The following is a 21,105-nucleotide window of genomic DNA, read 5'->3' on the forward strand; positions in this document are numbered from 1 at the left end:
AAGTAAGGGAGACGTGGGATGAGGAAGTTGTACGGCACCCTGGCCGTCGCCGCCGTGGCGCTCGTGGCGACGCCGGCGCTTGCCCAGATCAAGATCGGCTCGGCCGGTCCGATGACAGGCTCGAACGCGGCCTTCGGCGAGCAGCTCAAGCGCGGCGCCCAGATGGCGGTGGAAGACATCAACGCAGCCGGCGGCGTGAACGGCCAGAAGCTCGAACTCGTGGTCGGCGACGACGCCTGCGATCCCAAGCAGGCGACGGCCGTCGCCAACAAGATGGTCTCCGACAAGGTGGTGTTCGTGGCCGGGCACTTCTGCTCGGGTTCCTCGATCCCGGCGTCGGACATCTACAAGGAAGGCAAGATCCTGCAGATCACGCCGGCCTCAACCAATCCGAAGCTGACCGAGGACGCCGCCGCCAAGGGCAACACCACGGTGTTCCGCACCTGCGGCCGTGACGACGTGCAGGGCACCACGGTCGGCAACTACATCCTGAAGCACCACAAGGGCGCCAAGGTCGCAATCCTTCACGACAAGTCGCCCTACGGCAAAGGCGTGGCCGACGAGACCAAGAAGGCTCTGAACAAGGGCGGCATCCGCGAGGCCATGTACGAGGCCTACAACGACACCGACAAGGACTTCGCCGCTCTCGTCAACAAGATGAAGCAGGCCAAGATCGACATCATCGTGCTCGGCGGCTACCACACCGCGGGCGCGTTGATCATCAAGCAGTCGCGCGAACAGGGTCTGATGGCCCAGATGATGGGCTTCGACTCGCTGCAGACCGCCGAGTTCGCCCAGCTGGGCGGCGCGGCGACCAACGGCGTGCTGATGTCGTTCCCGCCCAAGGCCGAGGACGACCCCAAGAATGCCGCGCTCGTGAAGAAGTTCCGCGACGCCAAGTACAACCCTGAGGGCTACACGCTGTTCAGCTACGCCGCGGTCAAGGCCTGGGCCGACGCCGCCAACAAGGCGAAGTCGACCGATGCAGCCAAGGTCGCTGCGGCGCTGCGCTCCGGTAAGTACGACTCCGCCGTCGGCGTCCTGGAGTTCGACGCCAAGGGCGACATCAAGAACGCGGTCTATGACATCTACGTCTGGAAGGACGGCACGTCCTACCCGTCCAAGTAGGCGCCCCGACCATTGGCGACGAAGGCCCGGCCAGCGCCGGGCCTTTTTCGTTCCAGTTCAATGTCTTGTAGGTAGCTTCCCACGATTTTGGGGGACAGTGACACTGCGGCCCCGAATATGGTAGCAGGGGGCTCAACAGCTAGAGGGGATCGATCGTCGACATGCCGGGGGGCGCCATCGCGGTCGCGTCGGATCATGCCGGCTTCGACCTGAAAGAGATTCTCAAGCGGGACCTGCAGGAAGCCGGTCACGAGGTGCTCGATCTCGGCACCAATTCAACTGCATCCGTCGACTATCCGGACTTCGGCAAGGCGATGGGCGAGGCCATTGCTTCGGGGAAAGCTGCGCGCGGCGTGCTGGTCTGCGGCAGCGGCATCGGCATTTCGATTGCCGCCAACCGCAATCCCAAGGTGCGGGCGGTTCTTGCCCACGACGTGACTTCGGCGCGCCTGTCGCGCGAGCACAACGACGCCAACGTGATTGCCTTCGGCCAACGCCTGATCGGCGTCGAAACGGCGCGCGAGGCGCTCCGGACCTTCTTGTCTACTGAATGGGCCGGCGGTCGCCACGCCGGCCGTGTCGAAAAGCTGTCAAAGGGTTGAGTAAGATGAGCCAAGCTGCTGCCAAGTCGGACGATTCGCCGTTGCCGATGTTCACCAGGAGCCTTGCCGAGGCCGATCCTGCGATCGAGGCCGTCGTCAAAGGGGAGCTGCATCGCCAGCGTGAGCAGATCGAGCTGATCGCCTCGGAAAACATCGTGTCGCGCGCCGTGCTCGAAGCGGCCGGCTCCGTGCTCACCAACAAATATGCCGAGGGCTATCCTGGCCGGCGCTACTACGGCGGCTGCGAGGAGGTCGACAAGGCCGAGCAGCTGGCCATCGAACGCGCCTGCAAGCTGTTCAATTGCTCCTTCGCCAACGTGCAGCCGCACTCCGGCGCGCAGGCCAACCAGGCCGTGTTCATGGCGCTGCTCAAGCCGGGCGACACCTTCCTCGGCATGGCGCTCGACCAGGGCGGCCATCTCACGCACGGCTCGCCGGCCAACCAGTCGGGCAAGTGGTTCAAGGTCGCGTCCTACGGCCTCAAGCCCGACACGCACCTGATCGACTACGAGCAGATGGAGGAGGCGGCGCGTCGCGAGAAGCCGAAGCTGATCATCGCCGGTGCCTCGGCCTATTCGCGCGCCATCGACTGGGCGCGATTCCGCAAGGTCGCCGACGAGATCGGCGCCTATTTCATGGTCGACATGGCCCACTATGCCGGCCTGGTCGCGGCCGGCGTCTATCCGAGCCCGCTGCCGCACGCCCATGTCGTGACGACGACGACGCACAAGACTCTGCGCGGCCCGCGCGGCGGCATGATCCTGTCGAACGACGCCGAGCTCGGGAAGAAGATCAACTCGGCGGTGTTCCCCGGCCTGCAGGGCGGCCCGCTGATGCACATCATCGCCGCCAAGGCGGTGGCCTTCGGCGAGGCGCTGCGGCCGGACTTCAAGGTCTATGCCCAGAACGTGATCGACAATGCGCAGGCGCTCGCCGCGGTGCTGACCGAGCGCGGCTTGCGGATCATCTCGGGCGGCACCGACAGCCATGTCATGCTGGTCGATCTGCGCCCGAAGAAGGCGACCGGCGTCTCGGCCGAGAAGGTGCTGGATCGCGCCGGCATCACGGCGAACAAGAACAGCATTCCGGGCGACCCGGAGAAGTACACGATCACCTCGGGCGTGCGGCTGGGATCGCCGGCCGGCACGACACGCGGCTTCGGCGTCGCCGAATTCCGCCAGATCGGCCATCTGATCGCCGATGTGCTCGACGGCATCGCCAAGAACGGCCCCGACGGCGACGCCCAGGTCGAGGCCCAGGTGCGTGGCAAGGTGCACGCGCTTTGCGCCCGCTTTCCGATCTACCGCGACTGACGACGCACTTAGCCAAGAATAACAGGGGGAAGAGATGCGCTGTCCATTCTGCGGTCACGAGGACACTCAGGTTAAGGACTCGAGGCCGACCGACGACAATTCGGCGATTCGCCGGCGGCGCTACTGTCCGTCCTGCGGCTCGCGCTTCACGACGTTCGAGCGCGTGCAGCTTCGCGAACTGACGGTGGTGAAGAAGAATGGCCAGCGCGTGGCGTTCGATCGCGACAAGCTCGCGCGGTCGATACAGGTAGCCTGCCGCAAGCGGCCGGTCGATCCGGAACGCACGGAGCGTGTCGTGAACGGTATCGTCCGCCGCCTCGAAAGCTCGGGCGAGAGCGAGATTCCCTCGACGCAGATCGGCGAGCTGGTGATGGACGCACTGCGTGCGCTCGATCCGGTGGCCTATGTGCGCTTCGCCTCGGTCTATCGCAACTTCCGCGAGGCCAAGGACTTCGAGGAGTTCATTTCCGACCTCGCCGACACGAACTTCAAGGACTGAGCGAATGGCGATGCGCGCGGCCTTGGCGCTGGCGCGTCGGTCGCTCGGGCGTACCTGGCCCAACCCTGCCGTCGGTTGCGTGATCGTGCGCGACGGCGAGGTTGTTGCACGCGGCCGCACGCAGGAGGGCGGCCGGCCGCATGCCGAGGCCGACGCGATTGCCCAGGCCGCCGCCGCCGGCCTGTCGCTGAAAGGCGCCACGGCGTACGTCACGCTCGAACCCTGTTCGCACCATGGCCGCACGCCGCCCTGCGCCGATGCGCTGGTGGCATCCGGCGTCGCGCGGGTCGTCTCCGCGCTCGAAGATCCCGATCCGAGAGTGAAGGGGCGGGGGCACGAACGGCTGCGGGCAGCAGGGATCGAGGTCGCCGTCGGCGACGGCGCTGCCGAGGCTGTGGAGATAAACGCCGGCTTCCTGATGCGGGTGAAGGAGGGGCGGCCGCTCTTTCACCTCAAGATCGCAAGCTCGCTCGACGGACGCATCGCAACCGCGTCGGGCGAGAGCCAGTGGATCACTGGGCCGGCGGCACGCCAGCACGGCCACCATCTGCGCGCTACGCACGATGCCATCCTGGTCGGCGGCGAGACCGCGCGGGCGGACGATCCCGATCTCGGCTGCCGGCTGCCGGGCCTTGGCCAACGATCGCCGGTGCGCCTCGTGCTCGACTCGAAGGCTCGGTTGTCGCCGGAGTCCAGGCTGGCGACAACGGCAAGGCAACGCCCGGTCTGGCTGCTCTGCACCCAGGCCGCTCCGTCCGCGGCGCGCGAGGCGCTGGCCGGGCAAGGCGTCGAGATCGTCGAGGTCGAGGCCGGCGCGGATGGTCGCATCGACGCGGCCGCCGCCGGCCGGCTATTGGGCGCGCGCGGATTGACCCGCGTCCTGATCGAGGGCGGCGGGCAGGTGGCGGCCTCGTTCCTGAAGGCAGGACTGGTCGACCGTATTTCCAGTTACCGGGCGGGGCTTCTGCTGGGCGGCGACAGCCGCTCTGCGGTAGGGCCGCTCGCCCTGGAGCGTCTGGATTTCGCGCCCCGGTTTCGGCTGGTTTCGGCGCGGCGCCTGCACGGCGACACGCTGGAAACCTGGCGGCGAGAGGCTTAAGGAACGGCCATGTTTACAGGCATCGTCACCGACATCGGTGAAATCGTCTCGGTCGACGAGGGGGGCAAGTCGGGCGACCGGCGCTTTGTCATCGCGACGAAGCACGACCTCGCCGCCGTTCCGATCGGTGCGTCGATCGCCTGCTCCGGCTGCTGCCTCACCGTAGTCGAGAAGAGCGCCGGCAGGTTCGCCGTGGACGTGTCCGCCGAGAGCCTGTCCAAGACCCATCTCGGCGCCTGGAGGACCGGCAGCAAGCTCAACCTGGAACTGTCCCTGAAGCTCGGCGACGAACTCGGCGGCCATCTGGTCTACGGCCATGTCGACGGCGTCGGCAAAATCGTGTCGATGACGCCGGTCGGCGGCAGCATGCGCTTCGACTTCGAGGCGCCGGGCGAGGTCGCGCGCTTCGTGGCGCCCAAGGGCTCCGTCACGATCGACGGCATTTCGCTCACGGTCAATGAAGTGGACGGCAATCGCTTCAGCGTGAACGTGATCCCGCACACGCAGGCGGTCACGACGCTGGGACAGGCCAAGGTCGGCCAGCAGGTCAACCTTGAGGTGGATATGCTCGCGCGTTACGTTGCGCGATTGTTGGAGCACGGAAAGACATGAGCGCGCTCGAAAAGGACGCTTGGCGGATCACCTTCTCGGAAGTGAAGGCCGCGGCCGAGGACATCATCGAGGAGGCTCGCAAGGGCCGGATGTTCATCCTCGTCGACGACGAGGACCGCGAGAACGAGGGCGACCTCGTGATCCCCGCGCAATGGGCGACGCCCGAAGCGATCAACTTCATGGCCAAGCACGCGCGCGGCCTGATCTGCCTGGCACTGACGCGCGAACGTGTCGAGCAACTCGGCTTGTCGCTGATGTCCCAGAACAACGGCACGCGCCATGCGACCGCCTTCACGGTGTCGATCGAAGCGCGAGAAGGCGTCACCACCGGCATCTCGGCCGCCGACCGTTCGCGCACCGTCGCCGTGGCGATCGACCCGTCCTGCGGCCCGCAGGACATCGTGACCCCGGGCCATGTCTTCCCGCTGGTGGCGCGCGACGGCGGCACGCTGGAGCGCACCGGCCATACCGAGGCGGCCGTCGATCTGGCGCGTCTTGCCGGCCTCACGCCGGCCGGTGTGATCTGCGAGATCATGAACGACGACGGCACCATGGCTCGTCGCAACGACCTCATTACCTTCGCACAGCGTCATGGACTCAAGATCGGCACCATCGCCGATCTGATCGCCTATCGCCGGCGCTACGACTCGATCATCAAGCGTATCAGCGAGACCAATCTAGACAGCACCTACGGCGGCGATTTCCGCTGCGTCGTCTACGTGAACAAGGTGACGATGGCGCAGCACGTCGCTCTCGTTAAGGGCGACCCGGCAACGGGCGGTCCGGTCATGGTGCGCATGCATGCCGTCAATATCTTCACCGATACGCTCGGCCAGAGGAGCGGCGGTCGTGGCGGCGAGATCGAAGCCTCGATGCGTGAGATCGCCAAAGAAGGCAGGGGCGTGATCGTGCTGATCCGCGAACCGCTGACGGTCGTCCTCGCCGAGCAGCGTCGTCGCGCCGGTGAACCGATCCCGCCGTCGGGTCAGGAGCTGCGCGACTACGGCGTCGGCGCCCAGATCCTGATCGATCTCGGTGTGAAGGAAATGATCCTGTTGACTAACAGCAAGAAAAGCATCGTCGGTCTCGAAGGGTTCGGCCTCAAGGTGGTCGGCCAGAGGCCGGTGCCCGGCCGCAAGGCCTCCTGATCATGTCGACACGGACGGAAACGCCGACGGCGCGGCCGGCAGTCGCCGGCGTCAAGGGCGCACGCATCCTGATTGTCGAATCGCCGTATTATACGGAGATCGCCGCGGCATTGGTCGCGGGCGCGGAGCGCGAGATCGAGAAGAACGGTGCCAAGGCCGAGCGCGTCGCCGTCCCCGGCGCTTTCGAGATTCCCGGCGCCATCGCTCTGGCCGCCTCGAAGAAGGGCAAGCGCTACGACGGCTATGTCGCGCTGGGCTGCGTCATTCGCGGCGAGACCTCGCACTACGATTATGTCTGCGGCGAGAGTGCGCGCGGACTGATGGACCTCGCCATCCAGAATAAGCTGGCGATCGGCTACGGCATCGTGACGGTCAATACGATGGAGCAGGCTGAGGCGCGTGCCTTCATCGACCGCGGCGACAAGGGCGGCGATGCCGCCCATGCCTGCCTCGCCATGGTGGCGCTCAGCCGCCGCTGGAAGAGCAAGTGAGCGACAAGCCCGCGCCCAGCCGTCGCCAGGCTGCGCGGCTGGCGGCGGTGCAGGCGCTCTATCAGTGGCAGGAGGGGCAGGACGCCCCGGCCGAGATCGTCGAACAGTTCCTCAAGGTGCGGACGGGCGAGACGGGCGAGGGCGGCATGCGCCGCGACGCCGACCGGCCGCTGTTCAAGGACGTGGTCGAAGGAACAGCGTCGCACAGGGACGAGCTGGAGAAGAGCGTTTCGGCCGCGCTGGCGCAGGATTGGACCTGGGCGCGTATCGACCGGCTCGTGCGGGCGATCCTGCTGGCGGGCACCTACGAGCTGGTGCATCGCCACGACGTGCCGGCCCGCGTGGTGATCAACGAGTATGTCGAAGTCGCGCACGCCTTCTATGACAAGGGCGAGCCGAACTTCGTGAACTCCGTGCTCGATCGCGTGGCGCGCCAGTCGCGCTCGGCCGATCTGGTGAAGTAGCAGACCATGGCGCCGCGCCGGCGTATCGGCGAGTTCGAGCTGATTGCCCGCTACTTCGCGCCGCTTGCCCGCGGCTTCGAGGGCGCCGGTGGCCTCAAGAGCGACAACGCCTTCCTGCCGGCAGATCCGCGCCACGATCTCGTGGTGAAGACCGACACCATCGTGGCCGGCGTGCATTTCCTGTCCGGCGAGAAGCCCGAATGGACGGCGGCCAAGGCGCTGCGCGTCTGCCTCTCCGATCTCGCGGCCGGCGGCGCGACGCCCTTCGTCTATCAGCTCTCGCTCGCCCTGTCGGTCGGCTGGCGCGAAAGCTGGGTGGCGGGTTTCGCCAAGGGGCTGGCGAGCGACCAGCGCCGCTACGGCATTATCCTGTGCGGCGGCGACACGGTCATGACGCCGGGGCCGCTCACCGTGACGATCACGGCGTTCGGCAGGGTGGCGCGCGGCAAGGGCCTCGGCCGCGACAAGGCGCGGCCCGGCGACGAGCTTTGGGTGAGCGGCACGGTCGGCGACGGCGCGCTCGGTCTTCTGGCGGCCCGCGGCAAGCTGCGGGGCGTCACCCCTCGACAGTGCGCCGCCCTCGAAGATCGCTATCGGCTGCCGCAACCGCGTTCGGGCCTTGGCCCGCGCCTGGTCGGCGTTGCGACCGCGATGGCCGATGTTTCCGACGGTCTGCTGGCAGACGCGGGCCACATCGCCGACGCCTCGCGGCTTGCCGTCACCGTCGAACGCGAGGAGGTGCCGCTGTCGGCGGCGGCGCGCGCTGCGGTGATCGCCGAACCGAAACTCTGGGCAAACGTGCTGGGCGGCGGCGACGACTACGAACTCGTCATGGCGGTCCCGTCCCGCCGGCGCGGGGCGCTGCTCGCCGCGGCAAAGGCCGCTGGAATCAAGATGACGCCTATTGGCCGCTTCGAGCGCGGCACCGGCGTGCAGCTCACCGTCGGCGGCCGGCCGGCGAGGGCGACGCGCAAGGGCTACGCTCACTTCTAGTGGTACGCGTCTCCGGCGTAGCTGAGTCGCGCCACCGGAGTGGCCGCCCCCGACCTCGACGACTAGAGTGCGCGCCCAATGGACGGCTCAACCAAAGTGCAGGAAGCGACCGCGGAGACCAGCGGGGGCATGCCTCGGCGCTCCATGCGCAACATCGCGCTGCTGGCGATCTGCCAGGCACTGACGCAAAGCAGCAACACCTTGATGTTCGCCTCGTCGGCGCTGGCGGTGTTGACCATCGTTCCGCCGGACATGCGCATTTGGGCCAACCTGCCGGTCACCATGCAGCATCTCGGCGTCATGCTCTCGGTCTTTCCGGCCTCGGCGCTAATGATGCGTCGCGGCCGCAAGTTCGGTTTCCGCAGCGGCTCGGTGATGGGCATGGTCGGCGCCTCGTGCGCCGCGATCGGCGTCGGCGTCGGCAGCTTTCCGCTCATGTGCCTGGGCGGCATCTTCCTGGGGTATGGCATCGCCAACATGCAGCTCTACCGCTTTGCCGCGGTCGAGCTGGCGCCGGGCCATTTCCGGGCGCAGGCGATTTCCTATGTGACGGCGGGCGGCGTGCTCGCCGGCATCATCGGGCCCACCCTGGCGCGCTTTACCCCCGACCTCTGGATGCCGACCTTCCAGGCGAGCTTCGTGGCGGTAGTCATTGTCCACATCCTGGTCTTCATCGTCCTGGGCTTCATCGAGTTCCCGCAGGTCAAGAGCGAGGACACGGCCGGACCGCAGCGGCCGCTGCGGGAGATCGTCACCCAGCCGACCTACATGGTGGCCTGTGCCGGCGCCATGATCGCCTTCGGCGTGATGTCCTTCGTGATGGCGGCCTCTCCCCTGGCCATCGTGCAGTGCGGCCTCGACAAGACCGAGGCGCCGGTCACGATCTTCGTGCACGTCATGGGCATGTTCCTGCCGTCGTTCTTCACCGGCCACCTGATTTCCCGTTTCGGCATCTTCAACATGATGATGGCAGGCATCGTCCTGCTCGTGGCGGGGGTTGCGGTCGCCCTGATGGGCGTTACCGAATGGCACTTCCGGGGCGCCCTCAGCCTGAACGGGGTGGGGTGGAACTTCCTGTTCGTGGGCGCCACGACCCTGCTGACGACGACCTATCGGCAGGCCGAGCGGGGCAAAGCGCAGGCTTTCAATGACTTCATGGTGTTCGGCGTCACGACCGTTTCGAGCCTGATGGCCAGCGTCGTGCTGGAGCTGCAGGGCTGGGCGACGCTCAATTACGTGGCCCTGGTGCTGGTCCTGATCGCCTTTATCGTGATCGTTGCTTTCCGGTTGCGTCATCCGTCACGCGCCTGACGCCAACCCTTTGAGGTGGCGTGGTTTTGCCTAATCGCCAGTTGAGCGATTCGGCGCATAGACGGTCACCGCGCACCGCCCCCAGACAGAGAACGCCGATATTCCGCATCAAAGCCCGAGAGACTGATTTCCCAGGGTCCAATTGTCCGGCCTCGCACGTCACTGTACTCGACCAACATGCGAGTGCCGTTGCGCATCTGTCTGATCGCTGCGGTCGCTTGCGCAGACGCCAGAATGCATCCTGCTGAGTCGCAATCAGACAACGTCACAGCCTGATTTTCATCGATCCTGATACGGGCTCTCGCCCCGTGACCGCTACCTACAACAACGATCCCGACTGGCGTCGTTGAAATGCCAACGATCAGCATGTTTTCTACACCTTGCTTCGGATCGATGGTAGCATCGACGCTGCAGTTTTTTTTGTCGGTCATCTGATCGGTACGGCACTTGCTTTGCCACGTATTGTGTTGCGCTGAAGCCGAAACAGCACTCATTGCCAGCACGGCCATTGCAATGCCCGCTACACTTTTCATCTGCGACTCTTCCCTCGGTTGCGGTTGTGCGCCAAGCGCGTTCCGCCACTACTTATCACGTTGTCTTATTCCACCATTCCATGGTGGGAAAAGGAAATCTCAATTTAGATTGAATACGGCATACTCCAATGCCAACCCTTTGAGGCGACGCGGTTTTTGTGCCTAGTCGCGAGTTGCGCGGCTAGGGCGCATCTGTCATTTTTTGGCCGCCTTCGCCCCGGGGGAGATACGCACTTCGGGCTGCGATGCGCCGGAAGCGCTGTGAAAACAACGGGTTAACAACAATTATGTCGACTATTCTTTGGGCCGTTATCGGCTGTGGCGTTATCGCCCTGCTGTACGGCATCGTGACGGCGTCGCGGGTCATGGCAGCAGATGCTGGCACGCCACGCATGCAGGAGATCGCGCAAGCGGTGCAGGAGGGAGCGGCCGCCTATCTGCGCCGCCAGTACACCACCATCGGCATCGTTGGCGTGGTCGTCCTGATCGTTCTCGCTCTATTGCTCGGCAAGTTCGCCGCGATCGGCTTCCTGATCGGCGCCGTGCTGTCGGGTGCCGCAGGCTTCATCGGTATGAACGTGTCGGTCCGCGCCAACGTGCGCACCGCGGTGGCTGCGCAGAAGAGCCTGGGGCAGGGCCTCGACCTCGCCTTCAAGTCGGGCGCCATCACCGGCATGCTGGTGGCGGGCCTCGCGCTTCTCGGCGTCGTCGGCTACTTCGCCGTACTGCTCAACATGGGAATCCCTGCCGGCGGCCGCGTGATGGTCGACGCGCTGGTGTCCCTGGGCTTCGGCGCTTCGCTGATCTCGATCTTCGCCCGTCTCGGCGGCGGCATCTTCACCAAGGGTGCGGACGTCGGCGGCGACATGGTCGGCAAGGTCGAAGCCGGCATTCCGGAAGATGACCCCCGCAACCCGGCCACCATTGCCGACAACGTCGGCGACAATGTCGGCGATTGCGCCGGCATGGCGGCCGACCTGTTCGAGACCTACGCGGTGACGACCGTTGCCACCATGGTCCTGGCCTCGATCTTCTTCCAGGCCGATGCAGTCCTGGTCTCCAAGCTGATGACCTATCCGCTGGCTATCGGCGGCGTCTGCATCCTGACCTCGATCATCGGCACCTACTTTGTCCGGCTCGGCTCGGACAACAACATCATGTGGGCGATGTACAAGGGCTTCATCGCTGCGGCGGTGCTGTCCATTCCGGCCATCTGGTTCGTGACCTCGCATGTCGTCGGCATGGACACGGTCATGAAGGTCGGCACGATGTCGTTCACCGGCATGTCGCTGTTCTGGTGCTCGCTGGTCGGCCTCGCCGTCACCGGCCTGATCATCTGGATCACCGAGTACTACACCGGCACCGACTACCGTCCGGTCAAGGCGGTGGCGCAGGCGTCGGTCACGGGTCACGGCACCAACGTGATCGCAGGCCTCGCCATGTCGATGGAGGCCACCGCGCTGCCGGCGCTGGTGATCTGCTCCGGCATCGTGGTCTGCTACATCCTGGCCGGCCTGTTCGGCATCGCCATCGCCACCACCGCCATGCTGGCGCTGGCCGGCGTGGTCGTGGCGCTCGACGCTTACGGCCCGGTGACGGACAACGCGGGCGGTATCGCCGAAATGGCGGGCCTGCCGAAGGAAGTGCGCAAGAACACCGACGCGCTCGACGCGGTCGGCAACACCACCAAGGCCGTCACCAAGGGCTATGCCATCGCGTCGGCAGGCCTCGGTGCGCTGGTGCTGTTCGCGGCCTACACCGAAGACCTCAAGTACTTCATCGGTCAGGGCAAGCTCGGCGTTCAGGGGACTGTGCAGTTCAGTCTCGAGAACCCGTATGTCATCGTCGGCCTGCTGATCGGCGGCCTGCTGCCGTATCTCTTCGGCGGCATGTCGATGCTGGCCGTCGGCCGTGCCGCGCAGGCGGTGGTCGAGGAAGTGCGCCGTCAGTTCAAGGAGAAGCCCGGCATCATGGCGGGCACCGACCGGCCGGATTACGGCCGTGCGGTCGACATGCTGACCAAGGCGGCGATCAAGGAGATGATCGTGCCGTCGCTGCTGCCGGTGCTGTCGCCGATCGTGGTCTACTTCGTCATCTCGGCGATCGCGACCAAGGCGGATGCCTTTGCCGCGGTGGGCGCCATGCTGCTCGGCGTGATCGTCACGGGCCTGTTCGTCGCCGTCTCGATGACGGCGGGTGGCGGCGCCTGGGACAATGCCAAGAAGTACATCGAGGAAGGTCATTTCGGTGGCAAGGGATCCGAGGCCCACAAGGCCGCGGTGACTGGCGACACCGTCGGCGACCCGTACAAGGATACGGCGGGCCCGGCCGTCAACCCGATGATCAAGATCACCAACATCGTGGCGCTTCTGCTGCTCGCCGTGCTCGCGCACTGAGCCGCTGAAGTCTCCACAAAGAGAAAGCCCCGGTCGAAGGACCGGGGCTTTTTCGTTGTCGTCTTGAAGGCGGCCGTCTCGAAAGGGGCGGCCCGGAAGGGTGGCTCAGGGCGCGCCGCTGCCGCCGCCACCGCCGGTCGGAGCGCCGGGGTTGCTCTGCTGGCGCGGGCCGCTGAACCGGCCGACGTTGCCCAGGATCTGCTCCAGCACCGTGAGCTGCTTGCCCGAGGTCGGGGTGATGCGCTGGACCATCGCGATCTGCTCGGCATCCTTCAGGTCGTAGTTCTTGATGCCTTCGACGCGGCCCGAATCGTTGAAGGTGATCTGGATGACCTTCTGCTCGGTAATCTTGGGCTTGGTGAAGGCCCAGTATTCCTGCGTCTCGCTGATATAGTACCAGATGTTCGGATTGAACGTGGCGACCGCCGACGGCGATCCGATCACGCGCACGACGTCTTCGCGGCTCTGCGTGCCGACTTCGAGCTTTTCGACGGAGCCCGGTGTCGGCGTGAAGCCGCGCTGGTCGACGACATTGCTGCAGCCCCCGACGATGAGAAGGGGAGCGAGAAGGACGCCTGCCAGGGCAAGCGGGACTGTGCGACGCATGGACGGTTTCTTGGCTTCGCGAGAAAGAGGGGCCACAACATGTCGTGATGCTGGGCGTCGGTCAACCGCTTGGGACACAGGGAATGGGGAGGAGAGTATCGTGTTTCGTCGCAGGAAGCCGGAGGAAGAATTTGCCGCTTCCATCTACAAGCGTACGGCCGAACAGTCGCGCACACCCCATCTCTTCGAGAGCTGCGGCATTCCCGACAATCTCTATGGCCGTTTCGATTCGCTATCCCTGCACGCCGCGTTGATGATCGATCGCCTGCGCCGCGAACCCGATGGCGACGCCCTGGCCCAGGCCTTCTTCGACGCGATGTTCCGCCACCTCGACCTCACCCTGCGCGAGATCGGGGTCCAAGACCTGGGGGTCGGCCGGCGAATCAAGGTCATGGCCGAAGGGCTGCACGGGCGGGCGCTGGCCTACCGCGAGGCGCTGGCCGGCGGCCCGACGCCGCTGGCGGAGGTCTTGCGCCGCAACGCCTATGGCGGTAGTCCGCCAGAGGAGGCGCAGACTGTCGCTGCCCTCGAGGCCTATGTCCGGCGCTATGCCGACCAACTCGCGGCAACGGCTCGCGGCGATCTTGCAAAGTGAATTAAGTAAATGCCACAAAATACTGAAAAAAAACAAAAATCGGAACTCGAGCGGATTGTCGATCTTGAGCGAATGGGCACGAATGGCGCCGCCGTCGAAATCGTCGCTTCCGACACCGAGCGGGCGGCCCTGGCCAAGCGGTTCGGCTTTCTTGGCTTGCCGGCCTTTTCCGCCCGCGTGACCGTGGACCGTCGGCCCGGCGGCCAGGTGATTGTGGAAGGGCGGCTGCGCGGGACGATCATCCAGGCCTGCGTGCTGAGCCTTGAGCCGGTACCTCAGGAACTGGACGATGCCTTCAGGCTGGTTTTTGCCGAGAACCTTTCCGACGAGCGCGACCCCGAGAGCGGCGAGGCCGTCCTCAATGCTCAGGCCGATGCCCCCGAACCCCTCGCCGAAAATATGCTCGATGTCGGCGAAATTGTCGCCGAGCAGCTCTCGCTGACGGCCGACCCCTATCCCAGAAGGGCCGGAATCAAGCTCGAAGATGTATTGCCCAAGCTGCGCACGGCGGGCCGCCGGGGCCCACCGGAACAGCGCCGCCACCCCTTTGCGGGCCTTGCCGCCCTGAGGGACAAACCGCGCCGCGGCCGCTAAACTGTTGCGGCGGTAGAACGATTTGGCTAGAGAATGCCGCCCGCCGCGCCTATAGAGCGCGGCCGCAGCTTTTTTGGGGCAGGCGCAGTCGTCTTGAAACGCCGCCCCGTCGTGGAGATCGTTATGGCAGTTCCCAAGAAGAAGGTTTCTAAGTCCCGCCGCAACATGCGTCGCTCGCACCACGCGGTGCCGACCATGGCCTATATGGAGTGCAAGAATTGCGGCGAGTTGAAGCGCCCGCACATGGTTTGCACGCATTGCGGCTACTACCGCGAGGACATGCCGGTCCTGGCCGACAGCGCGTCGGCCGAGAAGTAGTCTGCAGCACGCCGCCGGCGATGCGCTGGCATTCGACAGGCGGGGCTTTGAGTGAGCACGGGTAAGATCGTCCTGGCGCTCGACGGCATGGGGGGCGATCACGCCCCCGATGTCATCGTGAACGGCGCCAATATCGCGCGTGAGCGCTATCCCGGGACATCCTTCCTGTTGTTCGGCGATCCGGCGCGGCTGAAGCCGCTGGTCGACAGGCACAAGGGCCTGTCGCAGGTCCTTGAAATCGTACCGGCCGAAGATGCCGTGCTGGCGGAAGACAAGCCGTCGTTCGCGCTGCGCCGTCGCCGCAAGTCGAGCATGTGGCTGGCCGTCGAGGCCGCCGCTCAAGGGCGTGCCGATACCGTGGTTTCCGCCGGCAATACCGGCGCGCTGCTCGCCATCTCGATGTTTGCCATGCGCACCATCGCAGGCGCTCATCGTCCGGCGTTGGCGTCGTTTCTGCCGACCTCGCGCGGCGAGACTGTCATGCTCGACCTCGGCGCCAACCTCGAATGCGATGCCGACAACCTCGCCGAGTTTGCGGTCATGGGCAGCGTCTTCGCCCAGGTCCTGCTCGGTCTGGACCGGCCCAAGGTCGGCCTGCTGAACGTCGGATCCGAAGAAGAGAAGGGGCACGAGGAGTTGCGGCAGGCCGCGCGGCGGCTGAGGCGCCCGGAGGCACCTGTTAATTTCCACGGATTCGTTGAGGGCAACGACATCGGGGCCGGGGTGGTCGATGTTGTCGTCACGGACGGGTTCACGGGAAATGTCTCGTTGAAGTCGATCGAGGGAACGGCGAAGCTTTATACGCAGTGGGTACGTGAGGTCTTCAAGACATCGACCTTCGCGAAGATCGGTGGTCTCTTCGCGGCAGGCGCCTTCCTCAAGATGCGCAAGCGCGTCGATCCGCGGCGCTACAATGGCGGCGTTTTCCTGGGCCTCGACGGCGTCTGCGTAAAGAGTCATGGCGGCACCGATGCGCTGGGCTTTGCCTATGCGATCGGCGTGGCCGTCGATCTGGTTCGCTATGAGTACAAGAGCAAGCTTGCCGAGGGGCTGACCAAGTTGCACGAGGTCACCTCGGTTGCCGAAGCGTCGGCGCTGCAGGCAAGCGGAGGGGCCGAGTGATTCGTTCTGTTGTCCAGGGATGCGGCGCCTATCTGCCGGAGCGTATCGTCACCAACGACGAACTGGCCGCCAAGGTCGAGACCTCCGACGAGTGGATCCAGCAGCGCACCGGCATCCGCCAGCGCCACATTGCGGCGGATGGTGAATTCACCTCGCATCTCGCGATCAAGGCGTCGCAGCGTGCGCTCGACCATGCCGGCATCAAGGCGTCGGATCTCGACCTGATCGTGCTGGCCACGGCGACGCCGGACGAGACCTTTCCCGCCACGGCAACGCGCGTGCAGGCCGAACTCGGCATGACCCGCGGCGCGGCGTTCGACGTCCAGGCGGTCTGCGCCGGCTTCGTCTATGCCGTCTCGGTCGCCGACAGCCTGATCAAGAACGGCGTCGCCTCGACGGCGCTGGTGATCGGCGCGGAGACCTTCTCGCGCATCCTCGACTGGAACGATCGCGGGACCTGTGTGCTGTTCGGCGACGGCGCGGGCGCCATCGTGCTCAAGGCCGAGCAGGGCAAGGGCACCTCGGCCGACCGTGGCATCCTCGCCAACGCACTGCACTCCGACGGCCGCCAGCACGACATCCTCTATGTCGACGGTGGGCCGTCTTCGACGCGCACCACCGGCTTCCTTCGGATGGAAGGCAAGGAAGTCTTCAAACATGCCGTTGTCAACATGGCCGCCGTTGTCGGCGAGGTGTTGGAGAAGGCGGGCCTACAGTCCAAGGACATCGACTGGCTGGTGCCGCATCAGGCTAACAAACGCATCATCGACGGTACGGGCCGCAAGCTCGGCCTGCCCGCGGAGCGTGTGGTCGTAACCGTCGACAAGCACGCCAACACGTCCGCTGCTTCGATCCCTCTGGCGCTCGATACCGCCGTGAAGGATGGCCGCATCAAGAAGGGCGATCTGCTGCTGATGGAGGGCATCGGCGGCGGTTTGGCCTGGGGTGCCTCGCTCGTCCGCTGGTAAGACTCCCTCGCTGGTCGAGGGGCGAAATCGGCCGTAACGGAACGTGAACAGACGGCGATTCAAGTCCAGCCTCTATCCTACTGATATTGACCGCTTTCCCACCTTAGAGTAAGGATTAAGTAGGGGGAAGGAAGGGTACCGGATGGAAGGCCGGACTATCACGCGAGCCGATCTCAGCGAGTCAGTGTTCCAGGAAGTGGGACTGTCTCGTAATGAGTCCAGCGACCTTGTGGAGACGATCCTCTCCGAGGTGGTGGAGGCTTTGGCACGTGGTGAATCGGTGAAGATCTCCTCGTTCGGGAGCTTCACGGTTCGCGACAAGGGCCAGCGTGTGGGCCGCAATCCAAAGACTGGGCAGGAGGTTCCGATTCTGCCGCGGCGGGTACTCGTCTTTCGAGCGTCGAATGTCCTTAAATCTTTGATCAACGGGACGCCCGGCGAGGAAAAAGGATAGCTGCGAGCTGTCGAGGGGATAAGAGATGGCTGTTTCGGTTCAGGCCGCTGAAAGGCGGGTTGAGAAGTCGGCGCAGGCCTTTCGCACGATCAGCGAGGTCGCGACGGAGCTGGACGTTCCGCAGCATGTTCTGCGGTTCTGGGAAAGCAAGTTCAGCCAGGTTCGCCCGCTGAAGAGGGGCGGTGGTCGCCGCTACTATCGGCCGGAAGATATCGACCTCCTGCGCCGCATCCGGACGCTGCTGTATGAAGACGGCTACACCATCAAGGGCGTCCAGCGCCTGCTGAAGGAGGGCCGTGGCCGCCTGCCGGCGCAGCGGCTCGATCTTGCCGCCGAGAGCGCTCTGGAGAGCCTGCGTATTGTCTCGGCACGGGCCGAGGCCATGGCCGCGGGGGCCAACCGCCAGCCGCTGCCACGCACGGGCCCGCAGCCCTCGACCACCACGCCCCGCGCGGCGGTTCTAGACCTGCACAAGCGGCGTGAGATCGAATCCGTTCTCGAAGACCTGGAACAGGCGCTGACGCAGCTGCGCAGCACGCTCAAGGCCCACAACTAGTCTTGCCCGCCCGTACCGCCGTCAGGCGGGACTCAAGGGGTGGCTGTTTTCGATCCTGACAGCCACAAGATCGGGTGGGAATTGTAAGAGAGTGTAACAAGCATCTGATTTTGCTTGGGTTTTTGCCACACACGCGTATCGTGCTTCGCGAGGGGCTTATCAACGGTATCGTCAGAGGGGGACGGAGCCGTGTTTGCAGATCGTGAACTGGCGCGCCATCAGGCGCAGTCATTGAATGCACTTGCTTTCAATGACAATGGGTTGGAGGAGGATCTTCCAACTTTACATGAGCTACTTTACTTGCGCCGTGGTCTCACGCAGGCCGGCGGCAAGCTGCCATTGTTCGACCTGGACGGGCAACAAGTCGATGTTGCCATCGTCAAGCAATGCCTGAAGCGGGGCTGGGCCGAGCCCTGGTTCAACAATCCGCTGAAGCCGGGCTGGCTGGTGTGCAAGCTCACCGAGGCGGGCCGGCAGGTCGCGGCCGGGCTGTAACACGCCAGGCCGTCGCGCCGGCCAGCAGCAGCAACAGGCCGGCCAGCAGGAACGGCGCGCCGGGCCACGGGCTGCCAGGCCGCGCGATGGAATACGCGAAGGTCAGGGAGAACAGAGCCGGGCCCACCAGCGACGACAGGCTGGCGAGGGACGTGTTCGCGCCCTGCAGCTGGCCCTGCTCGGAGGGGCCGACGAGCCGGCTCATCAGGCCGAGGGCGGCAGGACCCGAGAGCCCCCAGAACGCCATGACCGGCACGCCCGCCCAGAAGAGCATCCCTGTCGGCGCCAGCCCGTAGATCGCCATGCCGGCGGCGCCGCAGACGAGACCGGCAATCAGGGTGAGTCGTTCGCCGAGCCGGGTGACGGCCGGGCCGACCAGCGCGCCCTGGACGATGGCCGAGCAGATGCCGACCAGCGCCAGGGTCAGCCCGACCGTCTCTTCCTTCCAACCATAGCGATAGCCGGCATAGAGCACGAAAACGGTCGGCAGCACCTGATGGGCAAGGCCGCCCAGGAAATTGACGGCGGAGAGTCCGAGGAGCTGGGTGTGCGAGGCCAGCAGCCGCAGCGATCCCACCGGGTTCGCCCGCTTCCAGGCGAAGGCCATGCGTTTGTCCGGCGCCAGAGATTCCGGCAGCACGAACCAGCCGAAGGCCGCGTTGAGCAGCGTCGCCCCGGCGGCCACCCAGAAAGGCAGCCGCGGATCGATGCCGCCCAGCAGGCCGCCGAGCGCTGGCCCCAGCACGAACCCCAGGCCGAAGCCGACGCCCACCAGCCCGAACGCCTTGGCGCGCGCCTCGGGCTTGGTGACGTCGGCGATATAGGCGAAGGCCGTGCTGATCGTGGCGGCGGTGATGCCCGAGATCACCCGGCCGATGAACAGCAGGACGAGCGAGGGTGCCAGCGCCATGAAGATGTAATCGAGGCCGAGCCCCAGACAGGAGATCAGGATGATCGGCCGGCGGCCGAAGCGGTCGGACATCGCGCCCAGCAACGGCGAGAAGAGGAACTGCATCAACCCCCAGACCGTGGCGAACACGCCGAAGACCTCGGCGGCGCCCGCCGTGTCGCCGTCCATGAAACCGAGCACGATCGTCGGCAGCACGGGAATCATGAGACCCAGCGACAGCACGTCGAGCGTCACGGTACAGAAGATGAAAGCTAGCGCCCGCCGGGTGTTCATTGCGCTTGTAGGTGCGACCCGCGGGCCGCCGACGCAAGGACGATCTTGCGGTGCTGCCTCGCCAACGCGGTCGCTGATTGCGCACCGAGCCGTGTCCGCCAGTGGCGGACGACAGGCTTCGACAGTGGGCCGCTGCACTCGAAAGAAACGGGAGGTTAGATGGTCGGGGCGACAGGATTTGAACCTGCGACCCCCAGTCCCCCAGACTGATGCGCTACCAGGCTGCGCTACGCCCCGACCGGATGCCTGGGCCTGTCGGCCCGCGGCACGGGGGCTTTAGCGCGAATAGCAGCGTTGCCGCAAGCCAACTTGCATCGATCCTTGCGTCGACAGATACAGGCACCATGATCGATTCCGCCAGTCGCGTCCTGCTGTTCTCCTCCATCGGCCATGCCCTGATGCACATGATGACGGCTTTCTATGCCGTGATCGTGCTGACGCTGGCGGTTTCCTGGAACCTGCCGGCGGAGGACCTGCTGCGTCTCTACGCCCCGGCCACCGTCCTGCTGGGGATAATGTCGCTGCCGGCCGGCTGGGCCTCCGACCGCTTCGGCGCGCCGGTCATGATGGTCGTGATGTTCCTCGGCCTCGGCCTGTCCTCGATCGCCTGCGGCCTCGTGCCGACCGGCGACACCTTCCTGCTGTCCCTGGCGCTCTGCGGCATCGGTACCTTCGGGGCGATCTACCATTCCGTCGGCATCGGCTGGGTCATCCGCACGGCCAAGGAGCAGGGGCACGCCATGGGCGTGAACGGCCTCTGGGGCAGCGCGGGTCTTGCGCTCTATGGCATCGTGCCGGGCGTGCTGATCACGCTCGCCTCGTGGCGCGCGGCCTTCATCGTGCCGGGCCTCGTCTGTCTCGCCGTGGGGGCGGTGCTTTTCGTGCAGATGCGGCAGGGCAAGGTCGGCGATCGCCCGATGCCGGCGACGCCCGGCGTCCAGGTGGGCCGCCGCGAGTTCTGGCGCGTCTTTTCCGTGCTGTCGGTGACGATGGCCCTGGAAGGCGTGATCTGGCAGGCCGTGATGTTCGGCGCGGCCCTGGTCTTCGAGGTGAAGCTGGCGCCCGAGATCAGCGCCCTGCGCGACGGGCTCGCCTCGTGGGGCGTGGCGACCAAGGTCGTGCTGTGGGTTGGGCTCGCGACCTCGATGATCTACGTCGTCTCGGGCTTTGCGCAGTACGCCCTGGGCCGGCGGGTCGTCGATCGCTATCCGCTGAAGGCGACCTACATCGTGGCGTCGGCCTTGCAGATTGGCGCCATGCTCGCGCTGGCGATGGGCAATGGTTACGTGGCGCTGCTGGGCGCCATCGCGTCGGCGGTGCTGAGTGCGGCGGCCGGCCCGATCGAGAACATCCTGATCGCGCGCTACACGCCCAGCCGCTATCACGGGCTTGGTTTCGGTGCGAAGTTCGTCGTGGCCTTCGGGGCGGGGCCGCTCGCGATCCTGTTGATCGCCTGGGTTCGGGAAACGACGGGCAGTCTCGAACTGCTGTTCCTGGGGCTTGCCGCCACGTCGGTGGTGATAACGCTGGTGGCGTTGCTGCTGCCGGGCAACGATCGCGGCCAGGAAGCCATCGTGCAAACGAAACGGCCGACGCCGCAACCGGCGCCGGCCGAGTAGCAGGTT

Annotated in this window: 24 protein-coding genes and 1 tRNA gene; 21 read left to right on the forward strand and 4 right to left on the reverse strand. The window is 65.7% G+C overall.

The features are described from left to right. The first annotated feature begins 18 nt into the window (after positions 1–18). From BN60_RS08955 to BN60_RS09005, 11 genes are all read left to right on the forward strand, one after another. The gene (locus BN60_RS08955; RefSeq protein WP_020695689.1) at positions 19–1,128 is read left to right on the forward strand and encodes a branched-chain amino acid ABC transporter substrate-binding protein; all 1,110 of its coding nucleotides are present in this window, start codon (positions 19–21) and stop codon (positions 1,126–1,128) included. A 161-nt stretch (positions 1,129–1,289) separates the two neighbouring features. Then, on the forward strand, positions 1,290–1,730 hold the full coding sequence (gene rpiB, locus BN60_RS08960; RefSeq protein ID WP_020695690.1) for a ribose 5-phosphate isomerase B: 441 nt from the start codon (positions 1,290–1,292) through the stop codon (positions 1,728–1,730). Between the two features lie 5 nt (positions 1,731–1,735). Continuing rightward, positions 1,736–3,043, forward strand: a complete 1,308-nt coding sequence (gene glyA / locus BN60_RS08965; protein ID WP_020695691.1) for a serine hydroxymethyltransferase — start codon at positions 1,736–1,738, stop codon at positions 3,041–3,043. A 34-nt stretch (positions 3,044–3,077) separates the two neighbouring features. Beyond that, positions 3,078–3,542 carry a transcriptional regulator NrdR gene (nrdR, locus tag BN60_RS08970; protein WP_020695692.1) on the forward strand — a complete coding sequence of 155 codons (465 nt, stop codon included), beginning with the start codon at positions 3,078–3,080 and terminating at the stop codon, positions 3,540–3,542. A 4-nt stretch (positions 3,543–3,546) separates the two neighbouring features. Further along, positions 3,547–4,641: a bifunctional diaminohydroxyphosphoribosylaminopyrimidine deaminase/5-amino-6-(5-phosphoribosylamino)uracil reductase RibD gene (ribD, locus tag BN60_RS08975; RefSeq protein ID WP_020695693.1), complete on the forward strand. Its 1,095-nt coding sequence runs from the start codon at positions 3,547–3,549 to the stop codon at positions 4,639–4,641. Between the two features lie 9 nt (positions 4,642–4,650). After that, positions 4,651–5,253, forward strand: coding sequence for a riboflavin synthase (locus BN60_RS08980; protein WP_020695694.1), 603 nt, complete (start codon positions 4,651–4,653; stop codon positions 5,251–5,253). Beyond that, positions 5,250–6,401 carry a 3,4-dihydroxy-2-butanone-4-phosphate synthase gene (ribB, locus tag BN60_RS08985; RefSeq protein WP_020695695.1) on the forward strand — a complete coding sequence of 384 codons (1,152 nt, stop codon included), beginning with the start codon at positions 5,250–5,252 and terminating at the stop codon, positions 6,399–6,401. Before BN60_RS08980 ends, ribB begins: the two co-directional genes overlap by 4 nt. Further along, positions 6,401–6,892, forward strand: coding sequence for a 6,7-dimethyl-8-ribityllumazine synthase (locus tag BN60_RS08990; RefSeq protein WP_083856018.1), 492 nt, complete (start codon positions 6,401–6,403; stop codon positions 6,890–6,892). Before ribB ends, BN60_RS08990 begins: the two co-directional genes overlap by 1 nt. After that, positions 6,889–7,356 carry a transcription antitermination factor NusB gene (gene nusB, locus BN60_RS08995; RefSeq protein ID WP_020695697.1) on the forward strand — a complete coding sequence of 156 codons (468 nt, stop codon included), beginning with the start codon at positions 6,889–6,891 and terminating at the stop codon, positions 7,354–7,356. Before BN60_RS08990 ends, nusB begins: the two co-directional genes overlap by 4 nt. Before the next feature lie 6 nt (positions 7,357–7,362). After that, entirely contained in the window at positions 7,363–8,349 is a 987-nt protein-coding gene (gene thiL / locus BN60_RS09000) for a thiamine-phosphate kinase (RefSeq protein ID WP_020695698.1), read from the forward strand. A gap of 129 nt (positions 8,350–8,478) precedes the next feature. Next, positions 8,479–9,660, forward strand: coding sequence for an MFS transporter (locus BN60_RS09005; protein ID WP_051150109.1), 1,182 nt, complete (start codon positions 8,479–8,481; stop codon positions 9,658–9,660). A 65-nt stretch (positions 9,661–9,725) separates the two neighbouring features. Here BN60_RS09005 and BN60_RS29515 read toward each other — a convergent pair whose 3' ends face one another. After that, on the reverse strand, positions 9,726–10,193 hold the full coding sequence (locus tag BN60_RS29515; protein ID WP_083856021.1) for an invasion associated locus B family protein: 468 nt from the start codon (positions 10,191–10,193) through the stop codon (positions 9,726–9,728). Positions 10,194–10,480: 287 nt separating this feature from the next. On the opposite strand from BN60_RS29515, the gene BN60_RS09010 reads away from it, so the two are divergent. Further along, positions 10,481–12,589, forward strand: a complete 2,109-nt coding sequence (locus tag BN60_RS09010; protein ID WP_020695700.1) for a sodium-translocating pyrophosphatase — start codon at positions 10,481–10,483, stop codon at positions 12,587–12,589. 105 nt (positions 12,590–12,694) lie between these two features. Here the strand turns inward: BN60_RS09010 and BN60_RS09015 are convergent, their stop codons facing one another. Beyond that, complete coding sequence (locus BN60_RS09015) at positions 12,695–13,195, reverse strand: outer membrane protein assembly factor BamE (protein WP_020695701.1); 501 nt, start codon at positions 13,193–13,195, stop codon at positions 12,695–12,697. Between the two features lie 100 nt (positions 13,196–13,295). On the opposite strand from BN60_RS09015, the gene BN60_RS09020 reads away from it, so the two are divergent. From BN60_RS09020 to BN60_RS09055, 8 genes are all read left to right on the forward strand, one after another. Beyond that, complete coding sequence (locus BN60_RS09020) at positions 13,296–13,790, forward strand: ubiquinol-cytochrome C chaperone family protein (protein WP_020695702.1); 495 nt, start codon at positions 13,296–13,298, stop codon at positions 13,788–13,790. A 9-nt stretch (positions 13,791–13,799) separates the two neighbouring features. Next, the gene (locus BN60_RS09025; RefSeq protein ID WP_083856023.1) at positions 13,800–14,384 is read left to right on the forward strand and encodes a YceD family protein; all 585 of its coding nucleotides are present in this window, start codon (positions 13,800–13,802) and stop codon (positions 14,382–14,384) included. 123 nt (positions 14,385–14,507) lie between these two features. Further along, positions 14,508–14,702 carry a 50S ribosomal protein L32 gene (gene rpmF / locus BN60_RS09030; RefSeq protein WP_020695704.1) on the forward strand — a complete coding sequence of 65 codons (195 nt, stop codon included), beginning with the start codon at positions 14,508–14,510 and terminating at the stop codon, positions 14,700–14,702. Between the two features lie 51 nt (positions 14,703–14,753). After that, a complete protein-coding gene (plsX, locus tag BN60_RS09035) occupies positions 14,754–15,824 on the forward strand; it encodes a phosphate acyltransferase PlsX (RefSeq protein ID WP_020695705.1) in 1,071 nt (356 codons plus the stop codon). After that, positions 15,821–16,792, forward strand: coding sequence for a beta-ketoacyl-ACP synthase III (locus BN60_RS09040; protein WP_020695706.1), 972 nt, complete (start codon positions 15,821–15,823; stop codon positions 16,790–16,792). The genes plsX and BN60_RS09040 overlap by 4 nt, the downstream gene beginning before the upstream one ends. A 142-nt stretch (positions 16,793–16,934) precedes the next feature. After that, entirely contained in the window at positions 16,935–17,246 is a 312-nt protein-coding gene (locus BN60_RS09045) for an integration host factor subunit alpha (RefSeq protein ID WP_020695707.1), read from the forward strand. A 25-nt stretch (positions 17,247–17,271) separates the two neighbouring features. Next, on the forward strand, positions 17,272–17,802 hold the full coding sequence (locus BN60_RS09050) for a MerR family transcriptional regulator (protein WP_020695708.1): 531 nt from the start codon (positions 17,272–17,274) through the stop codon (positions 17,800–17,802). 189 nt (positions 17,803–17,991) lie between these two features. Next, positions 17,992–18,297: a hypothetical protein gene (locus BN60_RS09055; protein ID WP_215905996.1), complete on the forward strand. Its 306-nt coding sequence runs from the start codon at positions 17,992–17,994 to the stop codon at positions 18,295–18,297. On the opposite strand, the gene BN60_RS09060 is transcribed toward BN60_RS09055, so the two are convergent. Continuing rightward, entirely contained in the window at positions 18,260–19,480 is a 1,221-nt protein-coding gene (locus BN60_RS09060; protein ID WP_020695710.1) for a TCR/Tet family MFS transporter, read from the reverse strand. The two genes, BN60_RS09055 and BN60_RS09060, sit on opposite strands and share 38 nt — an antisense overlap. A gap of 160 nt (positions 19,481–19,640) precedes the next feature. After that, positions 19,641–19,717: transfer RNA gene (locus BN60_RS09065), tRNA-Pro, on the reverse strand. A 107-nt stretch (positions 19,718–19,824) separates the two neighbouring features. On the opposite strand from BN60_RS09065, the gene BN60_RS09070 reads away from it, so the two are divergent. Further along, entirely contained in the window at positions 19,825–21,099 is a 1,275-nt protein-coding gene (locus BN60_RS09070) for an MFS transporter (protein WP_020695711.1), read from the forward strand. Positions 21,100–21,105: the final 6 nt, after the last annotated feature.

The sequence above is a fragment of the Reyranella massiliensis 521 genome (assembly GCF_000312425.1).
Lineage (GTDB): Bacteria > Pseudomonadota > Alphaproteobacteria > Reyranellales > Reyranellaceae > Reyranella > Reyranella massiliensis.